The organism is Falsiroseomonas tokyonensis (assembly GCF_019024325.1).
Lineage (GTDB): Bacteria > Pseudomonadota > Alphaproteobacteria > Acetobacterales > Acetobacteraceae > Falsiroseomonas > Falsiroseomonas tokyonensis.
On sequence record NZ_JAFNJS010000002.1, the window covers coordinates 883819 to 896997 of the forward strand.

Annotated in this window: 12 protein-coding genes, 1 tRNA gene and 1 pseudogene; 4 read left to right on the top strand and 10 right to left on the bottom strand. The window is 70.7% G+C overall.

What is annotated here, in order from left to right:
- Window positions 1-54 precede the first annotated feature (54 nt).
- From J3S20_RS10430 to J3S20_RS10455, 6 genes are read right to left on the bottom strand one after another with little or no spacing between them, the layout of a single operon-like run.
- A complete protein-coding gene (locus tag J3S20_RS10430) occupies window positions 55-3099 on the bottom strand; it encodes a methyltransferase domain-containing protein (protein WP_216836360.1) in 3045 nt (1014 codons plus the stop codon).
- The gene (locus J3S20_RS10435; protein ID WP_216836361.1) at window positions 3096-4085 is read right to left on the bottom strand and encodes an FkbM family methyltransferase; all 990 of its coding nucleotides are present in this window, start codon (window positions 4083-4085) and stop codon (window positions 3096-3098) included. Before J3S20_RS10435 ends, J3S20_RS10430 begins: the two co-directional genes overlap by 4 nt.
- Window positions 4082-5281, bottom strand: coding sequence for a hypothetical protein (locus tag J3S20_RS10440; RefSeq protein WP_216836362.1), 1200 nt, complete (start codon window positions 5279-5281; stop codon window positions 4082-4084). The genes J3S20_RS10435 and J3S20_RS10440 overlap by 4 nt, the downstream gene beginning before the upstream one ends.
- Window positions 5274-5942: an ABC transporter ATP-binding protein gene (locus tag J3S20_RS10445; protein WP_216836363.1), complete on the bottom strand. Its 669-nt coding sequence runs from the start codon at window positions 5940-5942 to the stop codon at window positions 5274-5276. The genes J3S20_RS10440 and J3S20_RS10445 overlap by 8 nt, the downstream gene beginning before the upstream one ends.
- Window positions 5942-7612 carry an ABC transporter permease gene (locus J3S20_RS10450; protein ID WP_216836364.1) on the bottom strand — a complete coding sequence of 557 codons (1671 nt, stop codon included), beginning with the start codon at window positions 7610-7612 and terminating at the stop codon, window positions 5942-5944. The genes J3S20_RS10445 and J3S20_RS10450 overlap by 1 nt, the downstream gene beginning before the upstream one ends.
- A gap of 16 nt (window positions 7613-7628) precedes the next feature.
- Entirely contained in the window at window positions 7629-8747 is a 1119-nt protein-coding gene (locus J3S20_RS10455; RefSeq protein WP_216836365.1) for a glycosyltransferase family protein, read from the bottom strand.
- 30 nt (window positions 8748-8777) lie between these two features.
- Here J3S20_RS10455 and J3S20_RS10460 point away from each other — a divergent pair, with 30 nt between their 5' ends.
- From J3S20_RS10460 to J3S20_RS10470, 3 genes are all read left to right on the top strand, one after another.
- Window positions 8778-8942, top strand: coding sequence for a hypothetical protein (locus J3S20_RS10460; RefSeq protein WP_216836366.1), 165 nt, complete (start codon window positions 8778-8780; stop codon window positions 8940-8942).
- Window positions 8943-9242: 300 nt separating this feature from the next.
- Window positions 9243-10532, top strand: coding sequence for a glycosyltransferase family 4 protein (locus J3S20_RS10465; RefSeq protein ID WP_216836367.1), 1290 nt, complete (start codon window positions 9243-9245; stop codon window positions 10530-10532).
- A 38-nt stretch (window positions 10533-10570) separates the two neighbouring features.
- Window positions 10571-10660: transfer RNA gene (locus J3S20_RS10470), tRNA-Ser, on the top strand.
- A 292-nt stretch (window positions 10661-10952) separates the two neighbouring features.
- On the opposite strand, the gene J3S20_RS10475 is transcribed toward J3S20_RS10470, so the two are convergent.
- Window positions 10953-11291 (bottom strand): hypothetical protein, encoded by a 339-nt coding sequence (locus J3S20_RS10475; protein WP_216836368.1) that lies wholly within the window; start codon window positions 11289-11291, stop codon window positions 10953-10955.
- Window positions 11292-11953: 662 nt separating this feature from the next.
- Between J3S20_RS10475 and J3S20_RS10480 the strand changes: the two genes are divergently transcribed.
- Window positions 11954-12247: a hypothetical protein gene (locus tag J3S20_RS10480; RefSeq protein WP_216836369.1), complete on the top strand. Its 294-nt coding sequence runs from the start codon at window positions 11954-11956 to the stop codon at window positions 12245-12247.
- Here J3S20_RS10480 and J3S20_RS10485 read toward each other — a convergent pair.
- The 3 genes and pseudogenes from J3S20_RS10485 to J3S20_RS10495 form a co-directional block, all read right to left on the bottom strand.
- Window positions 12207-12575, bottom strand: a complete 369-nt coding sequence (locus J3S20_RS10485) for a hypothetical protein (protein ID WP_216836370.1) — start codon at window positions 12573-12575, stop codon at window positions 12207-12209. The two genes, J3S20_RS10480 and J3S20_RS10485, sit on opposite strands and share 41 nt — an antisense overlap.
- A 139-nt stretch (window positions 12576-12714) precedes the next feature.
- Entirely contained in the window at window positions 12715-12927 is a 213-nt protein-coding gene (locus J3S20_RS10490) for a hypothetical protein (RefSeq protein ID WP_216836371.1), read from the bottom strand.
- Window positions 12924-13179 (bottom strand): annotated as a pseudogene (locus J3S20_RS10495) (hypothetical protein); the annotation flags it as partial. The gene J3S20_RS10490 and the pseudogene J3S20_RS10495, both read right to left, overlap by 4 nt.

Below are 13179 nucleotides of genomic sequence, written 5' to 3' on the forward strand. Positions count from 1 at the left end.
GACCCCGCCCCTGGCCATCTGTTGATCGTGCCCGCCGCGGTCACATCCGCGATATCATACCATGCCCATCGCCCCCGCCGCGCTGGTGGTGGCGGTGACGGTCACCCAGTCATGCCCGCCGACGAAGGCGCCCACCTGGCGCTGGTTCAGGCCGATGACGGAAAAGCCGGCCGCTTCCGCCATGGCCGCGAAGCCGCGGGCGTTGAAGGCCCAGATATGCTGCTCGGCCGGGAAGATGGATTGCAGCTCGGCCAATGGCGAGCCCACCACCAGCATCCCCGGCTCCATCGACCGGTATTCGGACAGCACCGCCAGCGGGTCCGGGCAATGCTCCAGCACCTCGAAGGCGGTGATCAGGTGGATGCGCCGCCCCGCCGCCAGGCTGCGGGCTTCCGCCACATCCCCCACCTCGAAGCGGCAATGCGCCAGGCCGAGATTGCCGGCCACCACCCGCGCGGTGCGGATCGCCGGCGCGTTGAAGTCGAAGCCCAGGAAGCTGCAGCGGCCCTGGATGTTCTGCGGCGGCTGCACCGCATTCATGATGACGCCATAGGAACAGCCGGCATCCACCCAGAGGATCTCCTCCCCCGGATAGCGGTCGCCGAGCAGGCGCAGCGCCACCTCGATCTCCCGCGCCGCCTGGTTCAGGCGCGTGACATGGTCCAGCCCGCCGCGCAGCGTATCAAGGCGCGTCACCAGGTCCGGCGCCGGCGCATGCGCCCCCATCGCCGCGGCTTCCGCCTTGTAGAAGTCGATGTATTCGCCGAAGGGTTTTGCGGGCTTGGGATAGAGCACCGGCCGCGGCGCTTCCGTCCGCAGGCGTAGCGCCAATTGCCCGGTGCGGTTGGCGCCCAGGTCGAAGCGCGCCCAGCCGGCCAGCAGCGCGGTGATGCGGAAGGCGCATTCCTGCGCCACCAGGGCGGCGTGCCAGAGCCCCTCGCCTGGCGGCTGCGTCGCCAGGTGCTGCATCAGCGCGGCCAGCCGCCCGGTCAGGTCGGGATCGACCAGAGTGATGGGCGTGCCCGGCGCCTGCATCAATTGGCGCGCCTGGTCCTGCAGCGCCTGGGGCGTGGGCGGCGGCGGCGGACGGTCCAGCATCAGCGTGGCCAGGACATCCCGCGGCGTGGCGCCGCCGGCATTCAGCGCCGCCGCCCCGCGCAGCGTGGCCTCCAGCTGCTGCAGCATGTAGTCGGCGCCGAAGCCGCCGGGCAGCACCGCCAGCTTTTCCGGCAGGGTGGCGGAGATGCGTTCCAGCAGCAGCAGGAAGGCCTCCACCCGCCCCTGCCCGCCATCGCGCCGCATCGCGGCGAGATTGGCGACGAGGATCGCATTGGTGCAGCCGATGATGTGCAGGAAGGGCGCCAGTAGCGGGCTGGCGGCCAGTTGGCGCAGCCGGAAATCCTCGGCGCAGGGCAGCAGCAGCACCGCCGCCTCGTGCCGCGCCGCCACCTGCGCCACCGGCGCACCGCGACCCGCGATCTCGAACAGCGTGGCGAGGATGGCCAGGCTGCCGCCGCGGGCGGGCATGGCCAGCGGCCTGCCGCGCTCCAGCGGCTCCAGGATGCTGCGCCGGGCGGCGGCCCAGACATGGTCCGGCGACAGCAGGTCCAGCAGGCCGCGCAGCAGCGGCAGATCGAAGACCAGGTTGCGCTCGCAGGGCGGCGGCGTGGCCTCCGCGGCCGGGCGCCGCACCAGGTCCAGCAGATCGGCCGGCGCCTTGTCGGACCAGTTCTGTCCCGGCCAGAACAGCGCGCCCAGCGTCGCCGGCCCCTGCCGCGTTTCCGGCAGCGCCGCCAGCACCATGTCGCCGATCGCCAGGCCCTTCTGCCGGGCGTCGTCGATGATCGGATCGATCTCCTTGTGCGATTTGGTGAAGGGCACCTCGATGGCCAGCATGCGGAAGCCGTCGCCGGCATTGGGCAGGTCGAAGCGGGCGCGCAGGATGGGCTGGGCCAGGCCGTGTTCCACCTGCGGCGGCGCGCTGGGCGGCACGCCATCCAGCGTCAGCGCCACATGCTCCACCATCGCCCAATCCAGCACCGAGACCAGGTGGATCGACAATTCGAGCTGGCGCAGCTGCGGCGCGCGCAGGCGGATGGTGGCGCGGCGGCTCGGGCCGGTCCAGCGCGACAGCGTCTCGCCCTCGCCTTCCCGCACATGCCAGCCCTGGCCATCCAGCGCATCGGCCATGCGGAAGCGGGTGAGCCCGCCATCCAGCAGGGTGGCCACCAGCGCCGGATCCGGGCGGTGGAAGCTGCGGCCGCGGCGCGACGGCCGCTGCGTGGTCAGCCTGCCACGCGCCTCCTCCCACAGCAGCTGGTCGATGCCGGTGTATTCGGCGACCAGCGCCTCCGCCTCCGCGCTCAGCTGCAGCGGCGCCTCCGACGGCGCCACGTTCAGCGGCCGCACCGGATCGGGCGGCGCCCAGCCATAGGCTTCCGCGATGCGGGCCAGCGCCTCATCCACCGCATCGGTGGTGCCGACCACGTCGAAGGCGGCCAGGTTGGCGCGCGCGGTGGCCAGCAGCGTGGCCTCGTCCATCACCTCGGCGGTGCCCAGGCCGCAGATCATCCGCGCCTGGAGATTGCGGAAATGTGCCTCCGCATAGGGGATCCGCGCCTCCAGGAACTCGGTGAGCGTCAGGTTGCGGGCGGCGAGGAAGGCATTGCGCTGCTCCTCCGGCAGGTCCGCCAGGCTGGCATCCACCTTGCGGCGCCAGTAGCGGTACTGGCTGATCAGCCGCGCCCGCGGGTCGCGCAGCACCGTCACGGTGAACAGCCGCTCCCCGGCCGGAAGGCCGGCGGCGATCGCGTCCAGCTGGTCGTGGTCCAGGTGGCTGCCGATGCCCAGCGCGCGGAACGCCGTCGCCACCTGCGGCAGCAGCGGATCCGCCGCGCCGGAGGGCATGGCCATGCGCGAGGTGCTGGCGATCTCATGTTCGGCGAAGTGCTGCGCCAGGGCGGCGCCGAAGGCGGTGCCGGCGGTCTTCGGAATATGCAGGAAGCCCAGCCGCATTCCGGCGGCCCAGCCGGGCTGTCGCCCCTGGGCGCCACTGACCATCTCATGCCCCGGCTGCAAGGCGGTGACAGGTGCGTTCATCGGAAGGGATCCTCCTCGATCCTGGTCCAAAGGTAGTCGCCATGCGGCGCGGTGGTGGTCAGCGTCTCGTGGCTCAGCGGCGGCGAGAGATGGATGCCGCCATCGGCGGCGACCCTGGGCTGCAGCAGCCGCACGCGGTAGCCGAGCAGGGCGAGATGCGCCCAGACGGCATCGAAGGCATCGCGCAGCCGGGGCGAGCCCAGCCGGTAATGGCCGGAGGACCATTCGGTGATGATCTTCAGCCGCGGCGACTGGCGCAGCGTCTCCAGCGCGCCCAGCAGCGCGAAGGGCTCCGACCCCTCGATATCCAGGTGCAGCAGGTCGAGCTTGGGCAAGGCGAGATGCGCCAGCACGCGGTCGATGGTGGTGCTGCGCGCCGTGACGGTCAGCATCAGCCCCATGCCCTTGATCCAGCGCCCCTGCGCATCCTGCAGCCGGCCCACCGTGCCGGCGGACCACAGCGCCTCGGCGAAACCGTCCTGCCCGGCCTCGGCCGGCGCGACCCCCTGGGGCGTCGCGCAGATCGCGCCGCCGCCCAGGTATTGCGGGTCGAAGTGGAAGGCGATGTCCTCATCCGGCGCATCCGACAGCGCGCGGGCGACGATCTCGGTATTGCCGATGCTGCCGTTCCAGTAGATCGACTTCATCAGGAAGGGCAGGATATGCGGGTTCGGCTCGACGCCGATCACATGCCCTTCCGGCCCCACCAGCCGGCCGGCGAGGCAGACGAAGTAGCCGAAATTGGCCCCGGCATTCAGGTAGGTATCGCCGGGCCGCAGCAGTTCCTGCACCAGCCGCGTGGTCCAGGCCTCATGCACTCCATCGCGCGTCACGCCGATGGCGACATCGAGGTTGAAGGCCGGCACCACCATGAAGCCGCCCCAGCTGGCCTCCACCAGCAATTCGCCGGGCCCCAGCGGCAGCACGCGTCTTTCCCGCAACCGCTGCTCTTCGCCCATGCTGCTGCTTCTCTGCAGGTAGCTCATGCCAGGTGTTCCTTCAGCGCGCGCAGGGCGATCAGCCCGACGAACCAGGCCAGCAGCGCCGCGGCGAAGACGGTGAGCGTATTGGCGATGCGCGCCGGATAGACCGCGCGTTCCGGCGCCACCGGCCGCACCACCGGGGCGAGATAGACCTGCTGGCGGGAGGCTTCCGCACGCGCACGGTCCAGCGCGGCCATCGCCGCCTCATAGGCGCGCTGGGCGAAGATCGCCTCCGTCTCCACCGCCTCGAAGCCGCCGATGCTGTGGCTGAGTGTCCGGCTGCCGGGATCACGCTCCGTCAGCCGCCCCTGCACGGCGGCGATCTGCTGCTCGGTGCTGCGGATATTGCCGAGCAGCTGCATCACCGGCGTCGCCGTGTCGCTCATCACCGCGCGCAGCGTGGCGAGCTGGCCCTGCATGGCGATCAGCTCGGAGCGCAGCTTCACCAGGTGTTCCGCATAGGCCTGCGCGTCCCGCCGAGGGTCCACTTCCTGGCTGCGGTCGCGGAAGGCCTGCACGGCGGCGCGCGCCGCGGCGAAGCGGCGTTCCGCCAGCGTCACGTCGTGTTCCGCCGCCGCCATCAGCTCCGCGCGGCTGCGTTCGGACATGCCGTTCACCAGCTCCTCGGACGCTGCCTCCACCGCCTGCGCCAGCGCCAGCGCATCGGCCGCGCTGAAGGCGCGCACCTCGACCGAGACGATGCCGCTGGCGCGGTCGAAATAGGGCTGCACCTGCCGCCGCCAGGCGCGCAGCGCCACTTCGAGCGGCGCGGCGGGGTCGAGCCAGGCCAGCGGATCGGCCTCCGCCCGGCCGAGGATGCCGCGCACATCGGTGTAGCGCGACACGGCGAGGATCGCCGCGCGGCTCTGCAGGTGCTGCACCACCGCATAGGCATCGGTATTGCCCGCGGTGGCGCCGGCCAGCATGCCCGCCGGCAGCGCGGCGCGCGCCGGATCCGCCGGCCGCACCGCGAAGCGGATCTCCACCGCATACTGGTCCGCCGCACCGAAGACCTGCCAGGTGCTGAAGCCCAGCGTCGGCAGCACCACCAGCAGCAGGAAGCCGAACCAGGCGCCCGGGCGCCAGCGCTGGCGCGGCGCCGGCGCCGGCGGGCGCTGCGGCGGCGGGCGCTTCAGCCCCGCCTCCGCCGTACGCGCCACATCGAGGACCGGCGCCGGCCGGGTCACCGTCTCAAGCATCGGCCACTCCCATCAATTCGGAATACCGCTCCAGCGCCGCATCCACCGTGTCGAAGGCGATGAGGTCCCCGCCATGCAGGATCGCGCAGCAGTCACACAGACTGCGGATCGTGTGGCTGTTGTGCGAGACGAGGATCAGCGAGGCATGCCGCAGCCGGTCGCGGAAGGCCGCGACGGAGCGGGCGCGGAAGCGCGCATCGCCCACCTCCGTGATCTCATCCACCAGGTAGACGTCGAAATCGATGGCGAGCGAGGCGCCGAAGGCAAACTTCGCCATCATGCCGGAGGAATAGTGTTCCAGCGGCGCGTCCATCTCCCGCGCCATCTCGGTGAAGTCGGCGACGGAGCGCACCATCGCGGCCGCATCCAGCCCATAGACGCGCGCCAGGAACTGCAGGTTCTCCCGCCCGCTGAGCTGCGGGTGGAAGGTGCCAGAGAAGCCCATGGGGAAGCTGACGCGCCCATGCCGATGGATGCGCCCGGCATCCGGCGGCTCCGTCCCCGCGATCAGCCGCAGCAGCGTGGACTTGCCGGCGCCGTTCGGCCCCAGAACGCCCACCTTCAGCCCCGCCGGAAAGGCGATGGAGGCGTCGCGCAGGATGGCGCGCCTGCCGCCATCCGCCATGCGATAGGACTTGCTGACCCCGTCGAGGATGACCATCAGGCGGGCCGCCGCATCTGCCGCGCCGCGGCGGCAAACAGCGCGGTGCCCACCAACAGGCAGCCGATGGTCCATTGGAACAGGTAGGGGATGTCGAGGAAGGGGCTCTCGTAGCCGTGGAAATAGGCCTGCCGCATCCATTCGGTGACATGCACCAGGGGGTTCAGCAGGATCAGGTTCCGGATATCCTCCGGCATGTCGAGCGGATGGTAGAAGACGCCGCAGGTGAAGTATTGCAGCCGCAGGAAGCTGGGCCACAGCTTCTCCCAGGCCGAGGTGACGGTGGAGGCCACCATGTTCACGCAGGCGACGCCGAAGGACAGCAGGAACAGCATCAGGTAGCAGGCGACCATCGCCGCCGGATCCTCCGGCAGCTTGCCGACGCCGAGCGCGATCAGCAGCGCGAAGGTGACGGCGGCGACGACGAGATCCGTCACCGCGGACAGCACCGCCTTCGCCGCCAGGATGTCGAACAGCCCGACCGCCGGCACCAGCAGCAGCGACCGGTTGGCTGCCGGCAGGTCCATCGCGCGCTCCGTCATATGCGCGAAGAACAGGAAGGACAGCACGCCGGTCATGTAGAAGGTCAGCATGGCATCGCCGATCGGCGGCCGGCTGTCGTGGCCCAGGAAGAAGAAGACCGCGCTCAGCAGCAGCACATGCGACAGCGGCTCGACCAGCGCCCAGGCGTAGCCGAGGCGGCTGCCGCTGAACATGGTGCGCGTTTCCCGCAGCAGCAGCGCATCGACGATGCGCGCGCGCGTCGCCACGGCACGGCGCAGCGGCGGTGGCGGCGGCGCGACCGCCGCGGTCGGCAGGCGTGCCCAATCGGCCTGCACTTTCGGACGCTGCGGCGATGGCGCTGCGCTGTCTCCGGGCAGCTCCGCCGCGCCGGCTGCGGGCAGCTCCGCTGCATGGGCCGCCGGCAGCTCCGCTGCATGGGCCGTGCGGATCTGCTCGGCATGCGGCGCGTGCAGCGCCGAAAGCCGCGCCGCGCGATTGGCGGCCGCGATCGCATCGGCCGTCTGGCCGAGTTCGAGCAGCCCGGTGGAGGCCAGCCGCCAGCCCTGGTGGGACTGCGGCGCCGCGCCGATGGCCCGCCCGGCGGCCAGCAGCGCCGGTCCGGGCTGGCCGGCGCGCAGCAGCAGGCCGGCCAGGTGCTCCATCGGCTCCGGCGCCTGGGGCGCGGCCTCGGCGGCGATGCGCGCGGCCTCCAGCGCCTGCGCCTCCCGCCCCAGCAGCATCCAGGTGCCGGACAGCGCGCGCGCCACCATGGCGCTGCTGGCATGGCCGGCCCAGGCCGGCAGCAGCAGCGCCTCCGCCAGCCGGTGCCGGCCGGCGACCAGAACCAGGGAGGCGAAATGCACCCGCGCCGTCTCCGCGCCCGGATCCCGCGCCAGGCCGAGCAGCGCCGCCACCAGGTCCGGCCCCGGCCCGCCAACCGGCAGGCCGAGCTCACGCAGCGCCGCCTCCAGCCCCGCCGTCTCGGCTCGCGGCAGCCATTCCGCCAGCGCGTCGCGACGGTCGAGCAGCAGCAGCGCGAGCAGCGCCGCGGCCGGGTCCGGATGGGCCCAGGCCTCGAACATCCCCGCTGCCTGTTCTGGCAGACCGGCCTCGATCGCGGCGCCGATCGCCGCGAGAGGCCGCCGAGCATCCTGCCCCGCCGCCATGATCGCGCCCTTCCCGCTAGCCGAGGAGTTCGGCGGGTTGCGCGGCGGAGCTCAGCGGCTGGGGCGCCTCCTGTTCGGCCTCCTGCCCTGGCGCGTCCGGCGGCAGCATGCCGGGCGGCAGGCTGACGCGCAGATACAGCGCGGCATTGCTGTTCGTGTCGTGGCGCGGCCCGCGGGGCTCGGCCGGAGGCGGCGGTCCGGCCTCGATCCGCCGGGCGAGCTCGGCAAAGTTGCCGATATCAAAGAACTCGACGCGGCCCGGGTGATACCGGGAAAATTGCAGGAAGGCGCGGGTGCGGGAGGCGATGACGCGGCAGCCCATCTCCACCGCCATGGCGATGGGCCCGCTGCTGGACTGCCCGACCTCGAGATAGGGCAGCACCACCGTGTCGCAGAGCGCCATGGCGGTCATGAACTGCGCGTCGTCCAGCACGCCCATGAAGTGCAGCCGGTCGTGCAGGTCCTGCGGGTGGCGCGCCAGCAGCTGCGCGGCGGAACCATCCAGCGCCAGGCTGGTGCTGGCGCTGCCGTCGCGCAGCGTGTCGATCACGCTCTGCCCGATGCGGCCCTGCGCCAGCAGCTTGGTGATGTAGCCGTCGCGCGGCTGGTTGCGGGCGATGGCCTGTGGGTGGATGCCACCGAAGACCAGCAGGTGGTGATCCTCCGGCAGGTAGCGCAGCGCCTCCACCGCCGTCTCGAAGCCCTTGTAGGGCGAGAGGAAGCCGAAGGTGCCGATCAGCTTCGCCTCCGGCGGCAGGCGCTTCATCATCGGGAAGGCCTCGCGCGTCGCCGTGGCGCGAATCGCGGCGGCCGCCTCGGGCGGCACGAAGGCCAGCGGGTGGTGATGCACATCGGCCAGGCGATGCACGTCGCGCAGCAGGCGCATGTCGCGCCGCGTGTGGGTGATGACATGCACCGGCTTGCGGCGCTGCTGCCGGCGCAGCTCCGAATAGATGCCATGCGCCAGGAGGCGGGAGCGGATGCTGTCCAGCGCCCCGTTGGTGGCAGCCCCCAGCTTCAGGCGCGTGAGCTGCTGCCAGATCTGCTGCGGCGGCATCGCCGATTCATCGAGGATGGTGTGGAAGGTGACGGAGAGCGCGGGGGCGGCGCGTGCCAAAATCCGGAACCGACGCACGATTTGAGGCATAGTCCGGCCCAGAGTGCCGTGCTCAAGTTGCAGATTGACGCTGTCGAATTCTTTGAGACGAAGCGCTATTTCCTGTATATGCGCATCGGCCAGGCGCTGCACGTTGGGGTGGGTGTTGCGCAGCAGGTACTGATCCAGGTCGAAAACCTGCAGATCCATCCTCGGCCGCAGCTGCTGCTCTAAAGCCCTGGTATATCCTGCGATTCCGCAAAGCTCGTCATAGGTGCTGATGATCGCCAGGCGCGGGCGGTGCGTCATGCGGTGAGCCGGATGACGCGTTTTGGATCCGATGTGCACAGCCGATGCGTTCCTGTTTGCGTTTGTTCAGCAACTCAGGGTAGATCGATACACCTTTGCGTCAATGCTTTGCAAGAGTGTGGACACGGCGATGCACAACCATGGCGACAAGAGGTCGATCCCGTTTCGCGCAACTGTCCTTGTTTTTGAAACAAGACACGCAGTCCGCCGGTTCGGATCACGCGCATGACCCCCGCCGCACTCGGGCTGCTCGAGGCGCCAGTCGCCCCGGCCCCGCCCCGCCTGCCGCCCCGCCCCGCCTGGCGCCCTTTCGCCGGGCCGCCGATCTGGCTCGACCTTTCCCGCCTGCTCTGGCGCGTCTTCCGCGGCACATTGACCGGGGTGGACCGGGTCGAACTTGCCTATGCCGAGCATCTGCTGGCCGAGGCCGGCGACCGGCTGCGCTTCGTCGCCTTCGACTATCGCGGCAGCTTCGGGCTGCTGCCGCATGCGCGCACGGCGGCCCTCGTGCGGGCGGTGGGCCCGGCCTGGCAGGCCGGCACTCTGGCGCGGCTGGCGCCGCAGGCCCTGGCGCTGTTCGCCGGCAGCCTGGCCCGGCTTCGCCCCCTGCCCCGGCCTGCGATCGGCGCGCCGCGCCCCGTCTATCTCAATGTCTCGCACCACCCGCTGGCGCATACTGAAGCCGTGGCCCGGATGCTCGCCCGCACCGGCGCGCGGCTGGTGCCGCTGGTGCATGACCTGATCCCGCTCGACTTCCCGGAATATGTCGCGACGGCGGAAACGCTGCGGCACCAGCGGCGGATGGCGACCATCACCCGGCATGCAAGCGCCGTCATCGCCAATTCCGGCGCCACCGCCTCCCTCCTCGCGCCCCTGCTGCCGCCCGGCCTGCCGCTGCTGGCGGCGCCGCTCGGCGTCGTGCCGCGCCCTGCGGCCGCCCTGCCCCCGGCGCTGCAGGGCCTGCCCTTCTTCCTCTGCCTCGGCACCATCGAGCCGCGGAAGAACCACCTGATGCTGCTGCATCTCTGGCGGCGGCTGGTGGAGGAGGCGGGAAGCGGGCCGGTGCCCAAGCTGGTCATCGTCGGCAATCGGGGCTGGGACAATGAGCAGGTGCTGGACCTGCTGGACCGCTGCGCCCGGCTGCGGCCGCATGTGCTGGAACTCGGCCGGGTCTCGGATGCCGTGGTGGCCGGGCTGATGGACCAGGCGCGCGCCCTTCTCATGCCCTCCTTCGCCGAGGGTTTCGGCCTGCCGGTGGCGGAGGCGCTGGCCCGCGGCACGCCGGTGCTCTGCAGCGACATCGCGGCGCATCGGGAAATCGGCGGCGCGGTGGCGGACTACCTGGACCCGCTGGACCTGCCCGCCTGGCTCGCCGCCGTGCAGGACTACGCCGCGCCGACCGCGCCCCGCCGCGACGCCCAGCTGCGCCGCCTGAAGGGGTGGGAGGCGCCGGACTGGCCGACCCATATCGATTCCGTGCTGGGCTTCATCGAGGAGCTGGCGCCCGCCGGGTGATTCCCTGGCCCGGCGGTCTGGGCTAAAGCTGCTGCGCGGGATGGGTGGCCGAGTGGTTTAAGGCAGCGGTCTTGAAAACCGCCGTGGGTTCACGCCCACCGTGGGTTCGAATCCCACCCCATCCGCCAGTATCACCAATCCGATCAGTGGCTTAGGCTTCACGTAGGGGATTGTCCCCTCTATCGTCCCCTCATCACCCGGCCGCTACCCCTGCCCTGCGCCTCGCGCTCTCCACCCTGCGCGCCTCGCCTCGGCCTGCGCGCGCCGCCAGGAATGAGGGGGGTGGGGGTGGGGGTGGGGTCTTTTCGCGGCCCGCGGCTGGCAGGGGACGGGTCCCCCTCACGCCTTCCCCTTCCCCTATGCTTCCCCTTCTGGTCATCGCCAGATTTTTCCGGCTGGCCTGTGAAGGTGGAGCCGCGCTCAGGTGTCGTCGGGGATCGGCGGCCAGGTGCTGCGGTTGAGGGGTGGCGGCCATTGCCTCCGGGCTTTCCAGAACCGGGCCTCGCGCTCCATGCGGCGGTGCGCCGGCCGCCAGAACCATTCGGGGTGCCGGCCGGAGATGCTGGCGATCATCTGGAGGGGCGCCCGCTGCGCCAGGTCGGGATTGCCGCCGGCGCCGAGGTAGGCGTTGACGGCCAGGGTCACGCAATCGCCCTCGGGCAGACCGGCGCCATGGGCGTTGCGATAGGCAAGGATGGTGGTGAGTAGGAGCTCGCGGGGCCAGGTCGTGACAGGGAGGCCGGCGCGCTCGTCCACCATGGCCGGAGGGTAGCGCGTGCTTCGGCTGGAGTGGAAGGCTTGTGCAGGCCGGCGGTGAACGCGTAGCTCGAGCTTAACTGAACAGGCGGCACTCGCGGCACGACGGGCTTGGCGATCTATTCATTGTCGGGGCGGAAGACACCCTGCAGCGCGCGCGTCGGCCCTTGTTCTGACGAGGAGGCACCCGCCTAGGATGCGGCCCCGGTAATTCGCCTCCGCGTCCTCGCTTGGCAAATCGGGCAAAGCGGCGAAAACCCGGAGATTTGGCGCTGGTGACAGTGGGAACGTGTCATCGCACCCGCACAGCGGCCGGTTTCTCTCAAGAAATACAACATCGACCAAGCATCGGCGCCGAACTTCTCGGCATTGGGCGCGACCATCTGCCTGTGCTCGCTCTCGGTTCTGTCGATCTTGTTGAGATCGGGCTGCATCTGCGATAGCCGCTTCGTGTGCTGCGCGAATGTCAGCGTCAGAGAGACGCGCGATGCGGTACTGCCACATCTCCTCAACGCTCGGCGGCTTGCCCTCTTCGTCGCAGGCCAGCAAGGGAATGGCGGCAAGCATGGTGATGGCGAACCGCCTCATGTGCCCCTTTCCTCTCATCGCTGCAGCGGCAGTCTGGCGCCTTCGCCACCCCGCCTAGTCCTAGATTGCCGCATCCGATGCGTTTCTGTCATCTCGGCGGCGCGCTGGCGGGGGAGGCCGATCTCGGTAAGGGTGGCGCGAGTGTCCGAAGCGCGGACACTCGCCTGCACGCCCTTGCCATGCTCGGCCTGCGTCGCGACCTCGCCCCGCTCCTGCGCCGCCTTCAGCTCTGCACCAATGCGAGCTTCGGCCAGCAGCAGGTGGTGGACATGAAAAACCCCGGCGCGGTTTCCCGGCCGGGGCTGGTGGTGGTGGTGCGGGTGGTGCTGGTCAGGCGGTCGCAGGACCGAATAGGCGCATCATGTCGTTGAGCACATCAGTGGCCCAGGGCTCGCTCTCGCCAGCCTTGGCTCGCACATGGGCGATGCGCGCCTTCGCCATGACGCCGGCCAGGCCCGCGGGCTGGATGCCGTCGATCTTGGCTTCAAGCTCCTGAACCCGGTGCCACAGCGGGTCATCCACGGCTTCCAGCTTGCCGCTATCCGCGTTGTAGGCATCGACGGCCGCCTGATAGGTGGCGCACAGGCGCACCAGCTCGGCATCGGCTTCCCGGGTGCTGGCGAGCGCCGCCCGGATCGCAGCGTCGGCAGGCACCATCTCGCCAGCCGTAATCGTGGTGGTAGGTTGGTTGATAGCCATCGGTCGCGTCTCCATAGGACTGCGGTTGGTGGTCAGGCCGGGCGGCGGTGCTGGTAACACCTCGCTCGGCCGCCCTTACCGTTACGCAATCTTGCGCCCTGTGCAATTGCCTATTTGGCGTGCGTGCCGGGGACTGCGATCACCTCGCGCTAAGAGCGCGGTCTTTCCGCTTTGGCAGCGGCGCCAGGTTCAGCGCGACCAGCACCCCGTCCGACAATTCGCCAGCCGCGTGAAGCATCTGCGCGGCATGTTCCCAGCTCTCGGCGCCGGCCACGATGGCGCGGCGGCGCGCTTCATCCTGCCGCCACTGCCTCGCCAGTGCATCCCGGTCGGTCTGGATTGGGTCGCTCACGCGGCCATCTCCATGGTGAGAAGGCTCCGCCGAGCTGGCGCTTTCGGCTCGGCCGGCGACGGGGCGCTGGGAAACAATTCCTTGGCGAATAGGCGGCGCCACGGCTCGGCCTCGGCCGGCGCCGCCTTGTTCCACCGCTCGCCAGGCCGGAGGTAGGCCGCGGCGTGATGCTCGGCGCAGTAGGACCGCCCTGCCGTGGCAGGCTCGCCGCAGAACCGCAGCGCGGCGACGGGCGGGCGGGGGCCATCCGGC

Bases quoted from the DNA above. Each gene is read 5' to 3' on its own strand.
- J3S20_RS10430 (WP_216836360.1), bottom strand. From the start codon at position 3,099: ATGAACGCACCTGTCACCGCCTTGCAGCCGGGGCATGAGATGGTCAGT.
- J3S20_RS10485 (WP_216836370.1), bottom strand. From the start codon at position 12,575: ATGGCTATCAACCAACCTACCACCACGATTACGGCTGGCGAGATGGTG.
- J3S20_RS10445 (WP_216836363.1), bottom strand. From the start codon at position 5,942: ATGGTCATCCTCGACGGGGTCAGCAAGTCCTATCGCATGGCGGATGGC.
- J3S20_RS10450 (WP_216836364.1), bottom strand. From the start codon at position 7,612: ATGGCGGCGGGGCAGGATGCTCGGCGGCCTCTCGCGGCGATCGGCGCC.
- J3S20_RS10465 (WP_216836367.1), top strand. From the start codon at position 9,243: ATGACCCCCGCCGCACTCGGGCTGCTCGAGGCGCCAGTCGCCCCGGCC.
- J3S20_RS10440 (WP_216836362.1), bottom strand. From the start codon at position 5,281: ATGCTTGAGACGGTGACCCGGCCGGCGCCGGTCCTCGATGTGGCGCGT.
- J3S20_RS10475 (WP_216836368.1), bottom strand. From the start codon at position 11,291: ATGGTGGACGAGCGCGCCGGCCTCCCTGTCACGACCTGGCCCCGCGAG.
- J3S20_RS10480 (WP_216836369.1), top strand. From the start codon at position 11,954: ATGCGTTTCTGTCATCTCGGCGGCGCGCTGGCGGGGGAGGCCGATCTC.
- J3S20_RS10435 (WP_216836361.1), bottom strand. From the start codon at position 4,085: ATGAGCTACCTGCAGAGAAGCAGCAGCATGGGCGAAGAGCAGCGGTTG.